This window comes from Alteromonas sp. ABV4_515 (genome assembly GCF_056160345.1).
In genome coordinates this window covers 120,772-135,614 of the sequence record NZ_JBSWWZ010000003.1, presented here as the reverse complement: position 1 = coordinate 135,614, position 14,843 = coordinate 120,772, and the positions used below count along the sequence as shown (strand labels likewise).

At 49.0% G+C, this 14,843-nt stretch carries 10 protein-coding genes; 6 read left to right on the top strand and 4 right to left on the bottom strand.

The annotated features are described in order from the left end of the window. Positions 1 to 95 precede the first annotated feature (95 nt). On the top strand, positions 96 to 281 hold the full coding sequence (locus tag ACXAGX_RS08345) for a hypothetical protein (protein ID WP_474818000.1): 186 nt from the start codon (positions 96 to 98) through the stop codon (positions 279 to 281). On the opposite strand, the gene ACXAGX_RS08340 is transcribed toward ACXAGX_RS08345, so the two are convergent. Continuing rightward, positions 278 to 1,573, bottom strand: coding sequence for an HlyC/CorC family transporter (locus tag ACXAGX_RS08340; RefSeq protein ID WP_474818001.1), 1,296 nt, complete (start codon positions 1,571 to 1,573; stop codon positions 278 to 280). The genes ACXAGX_RS08345 and ACXAGX_RS08340 overlap by 4 nt on opposite strands. A 147-nt stretch (positions 1,574 to 1,720) precedes the next feature. Beyond that, the gene (locus tag ACXAGX_RS08335; RefSeq protein ID WP_474837710.1) at positions 1,721 to 2,512 is read right to left on the bottom strand and encodes a cytochrome C assembly family protein; all 792 of its coding nucleotides are present in this window, start codon (positions 2,510 to 2,512) and stop codon (positions 1,721 to 1,723) included. A gap of 323 nt (positions 2,513 to 2,835) precedes the next feature. On the opposite strand from ACXAGX_RS08335, the gene ffh reads away from it, so the two are divergent. The 5 genes from ffh to ACXAGX_RS08310 all read left to right on the top strand — a co-directional run bounded on the left by ffh (position 2,836) and on the right by ACXAGX_RS08310 (position 10,493). Next, positions 2,836 to 4,221 carry a signal recognition particle protein gene (ffh, locus tag ACXAGX_RS08330; protein WP_474837708.1) on the top strand — a complete coding sequence of 462 codons (1,386 nt, stop codon included), beginning with the start codon at positions 2,836 to 2,838 and terminating at the stop codon, positions 4,219 to 4,221. 115 nt (positions 4,222 to 4,336) lie between these two features. Further along, positions 4,337 to 8,017 (top strand): ATP-binding protein, encoded by a 3,681-nt coding sequence (locus ACXAGX_RS08325; protein WP_474837706.1) that lies wholly within the window; start codon positions 4,337 to 4,339, stop codon positions 8,015 to 8,017. Next, positions 8,014 to 8,649, top strand: coding sequence for a condensin complex protein MksE (locus ACXAGX_RS08320; RefSeq protein WP_474837705.1), 636 nt, complete (start codon positions 8,014 to 8,016; stop codon positions 8,647 to 8,649). Before ACXAGX_RS08325 ends, ACXAGX_RS08320 begins: the two co-directional genes overlap by 4 nt. Further along, complete coding sequence (locus ACXAGX_RS08315; RefSeq protein WP_070126909.1) at positions 8,646 to 9,866, top strand: phosphoenolpyruvate carboxylase; 1,221 nt, start codon at positions 8,646 to 8,648, stop codon at positions 9,864 to 9,866. The genes ACXAGX_RS08320 and ACXAGX_RS08315 overlap by 4 nt, the downstream gene beginning before the upstream one ends. A gap of 219 nt (positions 9,867 to 10,085) precedes the next feature. Beyond that, entirely contained in the window at positions 10,086 to 10,493 is a 408-nt protein-coding gene (locus tag ACXAGX_RS08310; RefSeq protein ID WP_070126908.1) for a hypothetical protein, read from the top strand. A gap of 136 nt (positions 10,494 to 10,629) precedes the next feature. Here ACXAGX_RS08310 and ACXAGX_RS08305 read toward each other — a convergent pair whose 3' ends face one another. Both ACXAGX_RS08305 and ACXAGX_RS08300 read right to left on the bottom strand, forming a co-directional pair. After that, positions 10,630 to 13,743: an efflux RND transporter permease subunit gene (locus tag ACXAGX_RS08305; RefSeq protein WP_474837703.1), complete on the bottom strand. Its 3,114-nt coding sequence runs from the start codon at positions 13,741 to 13,743 to the stop codon at positions 10,630 to 10,632. Beyond that, positions 13,736 to 14,791, bottom strand: a complete 1,056-nt coding sequence (locus ACXAGX_RS08300) for an efflux RND transporter periplasmic adaptor subunit (RefSeq protein ID WP_474837701.1) — start codon at positions 14,789 to 14,791, stop codon at positions 13,736 to 13,738. Before ACXAGX_RS08300 ends, ACXAGX_RS08305 begins: the two co-directional genes overlap by 8 nt. Positions 14,792 to 14,843 lie beyond the last annotated feature (52 nt).

The window sequence follows — 14,843 nt, the reverse complement described above, 5'->3', positions numbered from 1 at the left end:
ATCCGCAAAAATTGAAAAACCTCTTAAGAAGTTAATTTCTCAACCGATAAACTATGTAGTGAGAGTGTAACCAACTGCGCAGGGCAGTAATTCGAATGACAACTAAATCCATCCCTGATTTGCTCAGGCGTTCGTTAGAGAGTCATATGGCTGAGGCCGATCTTAAAAACGATGAAGAACTGAAGGATATTCTCGGTAAGTTGAGTTCATTGTCGGAAAAGGTGGCTGCGGCTAAGGCGCAAGTATTGGCCCGACGTGCGCGGGCCAGTGAAGAGTCTTAGTTCTCTGAAGACGTTTCCCGGGGTGTTTCAAAGTATTCCGGTAATACCCTTACTGTTTTAATCATGTTGTCTTTTATATCGACAATTTCCATTGGATAGCCCGCAAGGCGAACACTTACTTGATGCTCCGGAATTTCCTCAAGATATTCCAGAATCAAACCGTTCAAGGTTTTGGGCCCATCTAGCGGTAAGTTCCAGTCCATTTCTTTGTTTAGATCCCTGACGTTGGCACTGCCATCAACCAGTACACTGCCGTCCTGCTGAACATTGGCTTCTTTGCTGTGGTCCGGCACCATTGAAGTGGTGAAGTCACCGACAATTTCTTCCAGAATATCTTCCAGTGTTACCAGGCCCATGATGTCACCGTATTCATCCACCACCAGAGCGATGCGCTCTTTTTCAGCCTGGAACTTATACATCAGAGTATGCAGTGGAGTAGATTCAGGCGTGTAGTAAATTTCCCGTACTGCACGAAGCAGACTGGATTTGGTGAACTGGTCTTTCGATAACAGACGCAATGCGTCACGGGCGTGAACAAAGCCCACCGCATCATCAATACTGTCACGGTAAAGTAAAACGCGCGTGTGCTGGGCGTGGGTAAGTTGCTTCTGAATTTTCTTCCAGTCTTCATTGATATCAATGGCGACGATTTCAGCGCGAGGTACCATGATGTCTTCAGCGGTCACGTTTTCCAGATCAAGAATGCCGACCAGCATATCTTGGTGTTTTTTCGGGATCATCGTTCCAGCTTCATAGACTACGGTTCTCAACTCTTCCCGGCTGAGCGAGTCATCATTACCGTTCTTAGAGTCGATGCGTAATAAAAACAAAATGCCGTTGGTGATGGAGTTAATCATCGCCACGAACGGATAGAGTACAAACAGCAGTGGTAATAAGATGAGTGAGCTAGGAAACGCCACTTTTTCCGGATACAGCGCGGCCAGTGTTTTCGGTGTGACTTCTGCAAATATAAGCAGCACCAGGGTAAGACCAAATGTGGTAGCGATGAAGCCCCAATAATCGCCGAACAACCTCGTACATAAAATGGTAGCAATGGCAGATGCAGCAATGTTTACCATGTTGTTGCCTATAAGGATAAGACCTATTAGGCGATCAGGACGTTCGAGTAACTTCTGCACACGCAATGCGGCGCGGTTACCTTCATTTTGTAGGTGTTTAAGTCGATAGCGGTTAATCGACATCATGCCTGTTTCAGAACTAGAGAAATAGGCGGATAAAAGTATCAGTACGCCAAGTGCAATAAATAGCGTGCTTGTTGAAATGTCGTCCAAAAAAAAGGGTTCCTTTACCTGTGTGGACTGTCCAATTTAGTTATTCAGCCAACGGGTTTCAAGTGTAAGTTTGTGAAACTACGCATACAGTAGCCGCTTTTCACCTATTTTGGCGGAAGCAGCCCACTGATTAGTGATATTTTTAGTCTAAAGTAGTACTTCCCGAACGAAGCGACTACCGAAATAGGCGAGGGTAAGCAACAGCAAACCAACGACGGTAAGTACAATTACCTGTTTGCCTCGCCATCCCCAAATGCGCTGCCCGGTGAGCAAAAAGCCATATACCACCAGGGCAACGAGCGACAGCAAGGTTTTATGGGCGTACATCGTACTGAACATGTTATCGAGAAATACGAATCCGCTAATGAGCGACAGTACCAACAAAAACGTGCCGACGAGCAACAGTTTAAATAACATGCCTTCGACAAGCATTAACGGCGGTAACGGAGAGTTAAGCAGTGACGCGCCTTTTTGTTTTAGCTTGTGGGTAATAAACGACATTTGCAGCGCATAAAGAAAAGCGATAACCAGCGTGCCATAAGCGAAGAGCGACAGCGTAATATGAATAACCAGGCCGGGTTGCATCTGAATATGCATGATGTGTGTAACAGGCACAAAAACCGCTGCGGCAATAGTAAGAGCTGAAAATCCGAAGACAACCGGTAACAGGATAATATTCGGCATCACCGATGCGCTGATGAGCATGGAGGCGGTAATTAACCAGGACACCAACGAGAGGACGTTGGTAATACTCATGTTTTGCCCTGGCGCAATCACGATGGCCTGAGACAAATAACCGATATGTGCGGCAGCCCCGACAAGCGACAAAATAATCGCCAGTTTTTTGTTTGGCGACTGTTGATTAACAATTTTTCCCATCAGCAGATACGCTGCGGCAAGATAAAAAATAATGCCTGTAACGGCAAATACGGTGATCATCCCAATTCCTGTGCAAGATTCGCCGTGCAATAATCTGACGCGATATCCTTTGGCTGTCGGTTCGCTACTGTGCGAAACGTTTTTTATTTTAGCATGACCGGTGTTGGGAGGAAGGGCGTTATTCTCCGGAAAATAAAAAATAACCGGTCCATGAATCTTTGCCTGTATTGATACTGCAACTGCACAGAGAATTCAACCAGAACCATTGTTTTTACACAGTTTAAGGCAATATAAAGAGAGAAAGTGTATTCATGGTTCGTTGTGAACGCCTTTTTCGCTATAATGCCGTGAAAATGAATAATCCGATTTAAAGAAGCTGCCTTATGTTTGAGAATTTATCTGAACGCCTTGGCCAGACGTTACGCAACGTTTCTGGTCGCGGCAGACTCACCGAAGACAACATTAAAGAGACGCTAAGGGAAGTGCGTATGGCACTTTTGGAAGCAGACGTTGCGCTGCCTGTCGTTAAAGACTTTGTTGCTCAGGTGAAAGCCCGTGCGGTTGGCACGGAAGTGACCAAGGCGCTGAAGCCTGGTCAGGTATTTATTAAAATTGTTCAGTCTGAACTTGAAGCGGTAATGGGGGAAGCAAATGAAAAGCTAAACCTTTCTGCTCAACCTCCTGCTGTGGTACTGATGGCCGGCCTTCAAGGTGCGGGTAAAACAACCAGCGTGGGTAAGTTAGCCAAATACCTCACTGAACGCGAAAAGAAAAAAGTGCTGGTGGTGAGTGCCGACGTATATCGTCCCGCCGCGATTAAGCAGCTTGAAACCCTGGCCGACGATGTGGGTGTGGGTTTTCATCCTTCAACGGCCGATCAAAAACCTATCGACATCGTTAATGGAGCTATCGACGCCGCCAAGAAGCGGTTCTATGACGTTCTGTTAGTGGATACCGCCGGTCGTTTGCACGTCGATGCCGACATGATGGACGAAATTAAAGCGCTGCATGCGGCTGTGAAGCCGGTTGAAACCCTGTTCGTGGTTGATGCCATGACGGGTCAGGATGCGGCGAACACGGCAAAGGCATTTAATGATGCACTGCCATTAACGGGTGTCATTCTGACCAAAGCGGATGGTGACGCCCGTGGTGGTGCTGCACTGTCCGTGCGTCAAATTACCGGTAAACCCATTAAGTTTATTGGTATGGGCGAAAAAGTGGATGCCCTTGAGCCATTCCACCCTGAGCGTATAGCGTCTCGTATTCTGGGAATGGGTGACGTTCTCAGCCTTATTGAAGAAGTCGAGCGCAAAGTCGATAAAGACAAAGCCGCTAAGCTGGCGAAGAAAGTCCAGAAAGGCAAAGGCTTCGACTTGCAAGACTTCAAAGAGCAGCTCGAGCAAATGCGCAATATGGGCGGCATGATGGGATTAATGGATAAGCTGCCTGGCATGGGCGGTATGGCTGACAAAATCAAAGATCAGGCAAATGAAAAGCAGTTTAATCAAATGGAAGCCATCATTAATTCGATGACACCTGCTGAACGTGCCCGCCCTGATGTGATTAAAGGTTCGCGTAAGCGCCGTATTGCTGCCGGTTCCGGTACCCAAATCCAGGATGTGAACCGTCTGCTGAAGCAATTTACGCAAATGCAGAAAATGATGAAGAAAATGTCTGGTGGCGGCATGAAGAAAATGATGCGCCAGATGAAAGGTATGATGCCGCCAGGTGGAATGGGCGGTGGTGGCGGTATGTTCCCGCCACGGTAACCCTTTTTAGCTACGCAACACCAGAAGAAGCTGCCTTGGATGTAATTGTTCAGGCAGCTTTTTTCGGCATTACAACGCACAATAATTCTCATGCCGAGTTCAAGACAGGAAATTTATGGCCGGTTTAAAACGCATCATTCTCATCGACACACACTTACCCGGTGTGGTTGAACTGAAAACGGACGGACACACAAACATTTGTGGTACCAATGCCTCGGGTAAAACCACCTTACAACGTCTGATCCCCGTATTTTACGGTGAATATCCAAGCCGGGTGGTACCAGCTACCCGCGACAGTTTCGAGCGCTGGTATTTACCGCGCACTTCCAGTTTTATCATTTACGAATACACCCGCGCAGAAGGCGATCTGTGTCAGGCTGTGTTGAGTTCAAATGGCACTGGTGTGAATTATCGGTTCATCGGCAAGCCTTTCGATATCAATGATTATTTGATTGAACAGAAAAACGGCAAACTGGCAAGCGTCAGCAGTGCCGAGTTGGCCCGGGCTTTAAAGCGAAACAATGTGCTGGTAACCAGCCTGCTTACCACTAAAGATTTCCGCGCCATTCTGCAAAACGATCACGGTGTGCTTAACCAGAGCAGTAATGCACGTGAACTACTCGGTTACGCCCGCATATTCAGTTTGTGTCAGCCGAATCTTCATGTTCGCCATATTGAAAAGCTGGCCAAAGCGGTTCATTCCAAAGAAGGCAAGATGGAAACCATCAAAGCCATGATTGCCGCCATTCTGGAAGAAGACGGCGTACAACCGCCCACATCCAACCTCAGTCGCAATCGTGTGGACGACTGGTTGCGTGAGTGTCAGTTAATTAAGCAATTCGATGGCATTCGTCCAGAGTTTGCCAAACTGGAGCAGGCCGATATGGCGCTGGGCTCCACCGAAAAACAATTAGCCGGATTGAAAAAAGTTTTCGAAAACGACAAGAGTCACCTGGCGGCGGCGCTGGAAACTTCGAAAAATCAGCTGGAAGAAAATCAATTTCAGCGTAAGCAGAATGATAATCAGTGGGCCGAAACCCGTGATTCTTTGAATCAGACAGTATCGTCGGCCCGGGCTGACGTGGAGAAGTACACCGCAGAACTCGACGCGGTGGAAGATGAATTCCAAAGCTGGCAAGAACAAAATATCGAACAGCTCAAGGAAGATGTGGCCAACCTTGGCCAGTGGCAGAACGAACTTGAACTGGCCAGTAGCCGCTACACACTGTTGACCGAAAAGCATCAGGATATCGAATCCACGTTTAACCGCCGTATAGCTGAGCTGGGTGAAAAGCTCAGTATGAACCTGGAACAGCTGTCTGCCAGTCGTCAGGAGGCCGCTGATAAGCGCAGTGAGTTACAGCAAAAAGAACGGGATGCGTTACAGGTTATCCGTGATGATTTTGCTCAGCAATTACAAACGCTGGACCATGCACATCAAAACGCGTTGAGCGATTTAAAAGTCAGCGAAGCGGAATTGAAAGCGGGATTAAATAACGCCGGTTATAACGAGTTTGAACAGTCGCAGTTAGATCTGCTCGATGCGGCAATTAAAGAAGCCAGCGTGAACGAAGATGCTGCTCGCAGTGAATATCGTCAGACTCAGCAAACACACAGTAAGGCGATTCAGCACCGTCAAACGGCGTCTGCGGCACTGGATAAAGCTCGTCAGCATCATCAGAAGCAAGAAAAGCTGGTTGAAAGCATCAATCATTTGCTTTACCCCGGCGAAGGTTCGCTACTGGAATTCCTTCGAGGCAACCTGGACGACTGGGAACATTCCCTCGGCAAAATCATTCGCCCGGAATTGCTAGAGCGCAAAGATCTGGCACCGCAGTTAGCCGAAGGCGATAGCCTGTTCGGCATCAAGTTGGCTCTGGAAACCTTAGATACACCCGAATACGCCAATACCGAACAAGAACTCAAAGCCCGTTTGAACGGGGCAGAAGAAGCCCTTGAACTGGCGCTGGCATCACAAAATGAATGCGAGTCGGAATTAGCACAAGCCAATGAAGCGGTGCGAAATGCCGAGCTTGCCATGACCCAACGTGATAACGCGGTTCGCAGTGCAGAAGCTACCCGTAAACGGGCACAGCAAGATCGTGATTCGGTGCTGAGTGAATACCAGCAGGCATTGTCGGTACGTAAACAAAAAGCCCGCAGCAAGCTGGAAGAGAATGTACAAGCCAGAAAGCATCTAGTGGCACAGTTCGAGCTCGACCGCGATGAAATTAAAGATCAACAGCGGGAAACCGAAACCGAGCATAGCTTCCACTGGCAACAACTGATTGCTGATACCGACGCCCGAATTAGTCAACTCGACAGCGACATGCGCAAGGCCCGGGATAACGCCGCAAAAGATAAGCGTGACACCGAGCAGTGGCTTGAGAACGAATTGAATAATCGCGGCGTTGATGTGGATGAAATCGGCGAACTGAAGAAGCGCACGAAGAAACTCAAAGAAGACATTTATAGAACGGAAACCCACCGCCATAAGGTGGCAGATTACGAGCGCTGGTATCAGACCGTATTCAACGGTCATAAAGTGGCGTGGCAGAACAGCCTGGCGAAAGCCCGTAAATCGCTGGCGGAATCTGAACGTGAACTGGCGCAGAAGCAAACCGTGTATCGTGAAACTCGCGAGCAGCTGAAAGACCAACATGCTCAGTTGGAAACTTCTGTTAAAACAGTATCAGAGCAGCATGAGCAAGTGGTGAACTTCTCTCGTTCGCTGGCAAAAATCGCCCTACCTAGTGTTCAAAGCGACGATGAACAGCGTCAGGACGAGCTCTCCATTAACCAACGCCTGTCGCTGGTACAAAGCGCGTTGCAGGAGCGTGAAACCTTACTGTCTGATGTAAAGGCTTATGTTGAACGGTTCGATCAGCTGATTGCTGCCCAGGCCGGTACGGGTCTGTCTGATACCTGGGAACGTGCTCGTGAAGAATGCGCGGTGATGAACGCGCAAGGTGTGAAGAGTATTGATCATCGTCGTATGGTTACCCACCTTGCCCAGCTCTTAAATGTGATTGTGCCGCAGAAACTGCAGGGCCTGAAAGAGCAAGGCAGGATCTTTGGGGCCGACCTGAGCCAGTACTACTTTGTATTGGCCGATATCGACAAACGTATTGTCAGTCAGAGCCGCCGCATTACTAAAGAGGTAGACGGTGAACTCTTCCTTGATGGCGTGTCAGATTCCGCAGTGAAAATCCGTTCGCGGATCAGCGAGCTGGAATTTTGGCCTGAATTGGAACAGTTCCGAAGCCTTTACGATGCGTGGATGGCGGAGGGGGCTAATCAGCTTCCTGATGAAGAATACGGCCAAAGCATGCGCCGGGTGTTGGATATTCTTGGGCGCGCCGCACTCACTGGCGGTATCAGCAAATTGCTGGATATTGAATTGCATTTGCGGGAAGGCAACAGCGACCTGGTAATACGCACTGACAGACAGCTTAACGAGTCGTCGAGTCACGGTATGGCATACCTTATTCTGTGTAAATTCTTGCTGGCATTCACCCGACTGCTTCGTGGTGAAGCTGATGCCACCATCCATTGGCCCATTGATGAATTAGGTACGCTTCACCAGAGTAACGTGAAGAAAATTTTTGATGCCTGTCAGAACAATAATATCTGTGTGGTAGGGGCTTTCCCTAACCCGGAATCAGACGTGCTGACGCTGTTCGACAACCGTTATCTTATCGATAAGGTGAGCCGTCAACTACAGGTGGTAGAGCCTAAGGCCAGCGCCATTGCCGAACGAATTAAAGCCCGTCGTGAACAGGAGGCTTCAGCATGATGTCAGAACAAGGTCGTATTTTAAGTCTGCTGTTAAGTGGTCAGTTTGTTTGTCAGGTTAGTGATGAAGAAGGTTGGCGGTTTCTGAAAAGCCGAGACAATGCAGCAAAGCTAGAGCCGCACCTGAACGTGCTCAATCGTACGCTGGCGTCTACCGCTGAAGGGGATGTGTTTTTTGCCGCATACCTTACGCTTGGTGACGACGAGCGCAAAGTCTTAACGCAACAGTTTCAGGAAACAGCATCTAGCTTGGTGCCTCTGGTAGAGTGGCTGTTATTGGTGCAACAGGCGAGTGAATCGGATATGCCGGTAACCATGGGTAACGCCTTACGCTTAAACGAGTTGCAAAGCGTGATTGAAGATACGCCAGCCTACGCTGAGCAGCTTGTGAAAATTTCCCGCTATCGTATTTTCAACTCTACCAGCATGAATTTAGATGGTCAGTTGAAGCAGGTTTTCAAACGTCTTACCGACATGGGCTATCTCATTAAACCAAACTCTGAGAAACAGATTTATCTGGTGACCGGAAAGGTAGAACACTTATACGAGATGATTAAATTCATCGACGAGACTGAAAGCTTGTCGTTATCGGCACAGGCCGAAGCGGCGGTACAGCAGGGTAGTCTGTTATGAGTCAGGTGTTAATTCAGGCGGGTAACCGCCTGTTAAATGCGCTTGGCCGTCATAGCGAGCTTATCATGCAAGCTTATGTAAATGGCTCGGTAAAAGAGGCAGACCACAGCCGTAAGGTGTTGGAGCAATTGGTGCAACTCGGCGTGCTTTGGCGCCCCGATCCGCAAAGCCCATTGCGTTTGAAAAATGCGGTGCGCGCACTGTTAGAAGGCAGTTTGCAGGATGATCGCAGCCGTACCATAAACACCAATATCACGGCGTCATTGGCGAGCCTGCGCACGCTGGCCGAGCATTACAAAGAGTCACTTCACCATAATCGCTTTAATGAAGCCCATGCGCACATGGGCGATCTTACTGAGCATGTTTACCAGCTGACGGAATCGCTTACGAACAGCGTGCGCGTGCTGTTTGGTCGCATTAATAACGAATTCGGTTATGTGAGTTCGGTGGAAGCCAAGATCCGTGAAAACGAATTGGCCCAGGGCCAGGTAAGTGACTTGCTGCAACAGCTTGAAAGCTTCCATTTTGACGAGCTCAGCGAGCTGGCAGGCAGCAACCGTGAATTGCGCCATTTGTTGGTGGTAGCGCTACAGCAAAGCTTCTCTAAGGCAGCGCAGGAGCTGTCGGTAGTACAGGCGCGTTTGCTTGATTTACTCGGACGCTTTCGTGAATTTCAGGGGCGTACCCGCCTTCTTAAAGGCTTCCTGCTGCATATGGAACAACAACCTGATTTTACACCGGGAAATTACCCGGCGCTGAGTCAGGTGCCGGTATTGTTTAATCAGTCTGCCAGTCTGCTGGCACCGGCGGCAGCCGACGTGAATCAGGTTGAACATGAGGCTGATTATCAGATGATTGTCAGTAATTTGACTGATATTCATCGTCGCAAGCCTGATGAGGAAAGCCACAAAGCCGCGCAAGAAATTGAGGTAGCGGAACAGGGCAGTGTATCGTTAGAGAAAGATCCCATTCACCAGGCTGTTGATGACTATTTTTGTGATGTCATCGATTCAGGGCAACCTAAGTCGGCGCTGGAATACTTTGCCGAACATGCACTGGACTTCGATCAAGAGGTGTGGATTTATCAAGTGATTGGTGGTTACCAGTCCCTTGACGAAAATGACAAACAATTTTTCGCCTTAGATGCCGCTGGGCAGCCTGATAAAACTTTTACCGGCAATTTCTATATTAACGACGTCACACTGGGTTTGCGCTGATATTCCATATTGGCACAAACCCCCATGATTCAGATCAAAACTGATCTAAACAAAGGGTGCAATTTGCTGCAAAGTAAATATAATTAACAATTGTGTAACATTATGAACTTTGTTCTATGTCAGTGCGTAATATGCTTGTCACTTTGAGGAAGCAAAGTGATGCGCCGACCGATGGCAGTTCCATCGAATTAGAATATATGGCACACAACGGAGAGTAATATGCAGTTGTCCCATGAACAGGCCTTTAACCAGGCTTTAATCCGTTTATCAGTTCTGTTGTATCAGGTTGACGGTAAAGTAACGCTTTCGGAACAGGATTATCTGGAAGATGTTATCGACAAACTCGATTGGCAGAGTCCTATCTGTCGGGAAGCTTTTTTCACCGATGCAATCTATCAAACACGTCAGGTTATCGATGCCGGAGAGCAACTACGGTATCTACGAACGTTGCAGAATGATTTGATTTTCGATGCTGACAAGGCGCTGGAAGTAGCCATGGCCATCACTGGTATCGACGGTGAGCGTAGTGAAGAAGAAACCGAGTTACTTTCTTTGCTTACCCATAAAGTGCTTGCTAAAGCATTGGTGAATGGCAGTCAGCCAAACACGGCAACGCCACTGAATTAGCATGCTGTAAATCAGGCTTAGAAAAACCGTCTGCCGACGGTTTTTTTGTGCCCACTTCTTATCGAAAAGGATGAATACACTGCATATGAAAACGGGACCATGCAGGTCCCGTTTGTGTTTTTAACTTTGCTGACGCTTAAGCAATTTGCTGCTCATCGGCATCGGTCAACTCTTTCTCAAGTCGCTGTGTTTCATCAGCCCGAGGCTTGGTGAAGCGGGCGAGGGCAAGATACAGCACCGGCGTGAGATACAGGGTAAACACAACCGCAATACCCAAGCCACCAAACACAACCCAGCCAATGGCGTTGCGGGATTCCGCACCAGCACCCGAAGACAGGATGAGCGGCAGACCACCGAGGATGGTAGATACCAGCGTCATCATGATAGGGCGCAGACGCACTTTACCGGCTTCTACAATGGCATCATAAACAGAGTGCCCTTGATCGCGAAGCTGGTCGGCAAATTCGATCAGCAAAATAGCGTTCTTCGCTAACAGACCGATTAGCATCACCAGTCCGATTTGCGAGTACACATTAATGGACGTATTAGTGAGGTACAGGGCATAAATTGCAGCCGCAATACCAAACGGTACTGTAAGCATCACCACGATGGCGCTGTTAACACTTTCAAACTGAGCCGCAAGGACCAGCAATACAATGATAAAGGCGAGAATGTAGGTAAGCGCGACCTGCTGTGAGGTTTCTTCAAATGTTTGTGCCTCACCTAAGAATACCAGGCCGATACCATCGGGCAAGGTGTCGTTACCCAATGCACGTAAACGTTCTACAGCTTCGTTGATGGTGAAATCATCCGGTAAATCCATCGATAAGTTGATGGCTCTGCGCTGGGCCTGGCGTTCCAACTCAGCGGCTACACCTTCTTCTGTAATGTAAGCCACGCTAGACAGCGGGATCAACGAACCGGTTGTGGATTTCACGTACAGGTTGGTCAAATCAGACGGGTTGGTAGTGTTGCGCTTACTGGATTCGAGCATAATGGGGATCGCCTGATCGCCCACGTTCAAATCGGCAATGTCATCACCATTTACCGCTGCACGTAAGGTGGCAGCAATATCGCTTAGCGGCACACCCAATTCCTCGGCACGGCGACGGTCGATATTCACACGTAATTGCGGCTGTGTAGGTTCATAGCTGACGCGAGGCGAACCAAGCTGTGGAATGTTTTCTTCGATGGCTGCGGCAAAGTCTACCGCTGCATCGTAGATACCTTCGTAGCTATTGCCGGTTAGCGCCAGTTCCATGCCGCCACTCTGGCCGCGAAGATTCAAGCTGTTACCACCAAACGCATTACCTGGTGCACCCGGAATAGCTTGCAGGCCCGGACGAATTTCTTCGACGATGTCTTGCAGCGATTTATCACGCTCGTCCCAGTGTTTTAGCGGCACGGTAATAAATACGATATTTGGGTCCCAGGAACCGACAACGGTATAAACAGAATCAACGGTGCCGTTTTCCACGTAGGGCATCAGCATTTCTTCCATTTTATACGCCTGGCGATCCATGAAGTTCATGCCTGCGCCGTCAGGTCCACGGGCGAAAATACGAATAGTACCGCGGTCTTCACTGGGTAATAACTCATTGTTGATATTCTTGGCCGTAAACCAAGCCCCAGCAGCGGCAACGATACTGAGTACCACAATCAGCCAGGCATATTTCAGTGACCACACCAGGGACCGCTGATAGCCACGTAGACAGACATTACCAAAACGGCCCAAGGTTGAAGTGAACAAACTTTTCTCTTTTGCTGCTTTCACTGGCAGACGGGCAGTTAATGCAGGAACCAGTGACAGGGCAACGAACGAAGAAATGATCACCGCACCTGCCAATACACCACCAAACTCACGGAACAAGCGCCCGGCGGTGGAGGGCAAAAAGGCAATAGGAATAAATACGGAAGCAAGCACGGCGGTTGTCGCCACTACTGCAAAGAATACCTCGCGGGTACCAATGACCGCAGCCGCGCGTGCACCCAGACCCATGCCACGACGTCGTTGGATGTTTTCCGATACCACGATCGCATCATCAACAATCATCCCTGTGGCTAATACCAGCGCTAACAGGGTAAGAATGTTGATAGAGAATCCCAACATCCAAATCACACCCAGTGCACCTGCTAACGATACAGGAATGGAAAGAGCGGGAACAATCGTCGCTCGCCATGAGCCAATAAATACCAGAAGTGTCACCACAACCAGTACGATAGTGGCGCTTAAAGAGCCGATAACTTCGCCTACTGAATCACGAATAAACTCAGCGTCATCACTGGTCACTACAATGTCCATGTCAGGGAAGCGCTTGTTCAGGCCTTCAACCATGGCCATGACTTCATCGGAAATTTCGATGGTATTAGAACTCGCCTGACGAATAACACCGAGGCCAATCACCGGGCGGCCGTCTAGTCGTACCATAGATGTACTGTCAGCGGGGCCAAAAAAGACGTTTGCAACATCACCTACGCGAATGTCGCCGCTTATCACGATATCAGACACATCTTCAGCACTGATTGAGGTGGCATCGGCGCGCACAATCAAAGATTGATCCTGCGATTGGATACTGCCCGCGGGAACGTCAAATGGGGCTTGGGCCAGTACGTTCGCTACGTCAGTCATGGACAAGTTAAAACTGGTTAAACGTAGCGGGTCCACCGACACGCGTAACACCCGTTCACGATCGCCGCTCATTTGCACATCGGCTACGCCAGGAATGCTTAGAAATAGTGGCGCGAGGTCTGTGTCTACACGCTCGGTGAGCGTTTCCATATCCAATGTTTCGCTGGATATGGCCAAGCTAACTACCGCCTGGGCATCACTGTCGGCGCGAATAATTGAAACTTGTTCAACGTCTTCAGGAAGTTGACGCTGCACGCGGCTAACCGATTCCCGGGTTTCGTTGGCAGCATCTTCGAGATTAACACCAGGACGAAACTCAACCCTTACCCGAGCCGATCCTTCTTCACTTTGTGCGGAAATATTTTTTACCCCACTCACCCGGGCAACAGCGCCTTCCAGTCGGCTTGTTACTTCGGCATCAACCGTTTCCGGTGATGCACCGGGGAATTCGGCGGTAACCGTAACCTGAGGGGTATCAACGTCGGGAAGTTCACGAACTTCAAGACCATTTATCGCGGCGAAACCCGCAATAACGATGAGTAAGTTAAGTACAACAATAAGTACCGGGCGTCGAATGGATACGGAGGGTAAATCTCCGGTTTGCAGGGAATGCTTAACCATTGTCGGTGCTCCGGCGCGCCAGTTCAGTGGTGATTTCCTGACCTTCGCGAAGACGTTGTATGCCTTCTGAAATCAGCTTGTCACCGGGAGACAGGTTGCCGGACACTAAAATGGTGCCACGCAAGCGTTGATGCACAGTGACATCAATGCGCTTAGCTTTACCATTTTCTGCAATCCATACGTAAGCTCCGGTTGCGCCCCACAGTAGAGACGCTTCGGGTACGGCTGCGTATTCGTTGCCATTAATTTCAAGATTTACCCGGAAGCTCATTCCCGGACGGAAGTTATCTGCATTATTGTCTAACATGGCTTTTGCACGGAGTGTGCGGTCGGTTTCGCTGATGCGTGAATCCACTTCGGCAATTTCAGCGGCCAACTGTTTATCACGGCTTGACCACGGTTGCAGAGTAACTTGCGGGTCGTTCAGTAGCACTGTTAATGCCGCTTCAGGGGCACGAAAATCGATAAATAATTTGCTTCTGTCATCGAGAGTGGTGATAGCGGTGGTGGCGGTAATACGGTCACCAACTTCAACATCGGTTAAACCAACAATACCACTGAACGGAGCAGCAACGGCGCGGTCTTCTAAATCCGCTTTGGCTTCATCAAGGGTGACTTTGGCAAGATCGCGGGTGGTTTCAGCCAGATCCAGTTCACTTTGCGGAATGGCGCCTTTCGCGCGGCTTTCCTTTAAGCGTTGAAATGAACGTTCTGCATCTAGGAGTTGCAATTCTGCGCGGCGAACGGCCACCCGTTGACGACGGTCATCTAAACGAACAAGTACCCGGCCTGCCTCTACGTATTGGCCAGGGACAAAATTCACTTCTGTTACTTCATCGGCTACAGCAGGGTATAACACAACTGAACGGACAGCTTCTGCGGTACCCACCGCTTCTACATCGCGTTTTGCATATTGAAATTTAATTTCTTCGAGCACCACCAGTTTTGCCTGGCTGTCGCCAAAGAACTGAGCTTTTGCACTGGAGCTCAAGGCGAGCAGTGTAAGAGATAAGCCGAAAAACAGCATTGTTCGTAAATGAGAGATCATTAATAGTTCCGTGATTAAAATCTTTGCTTAGCCGAAAAGCACTGGCGAACGG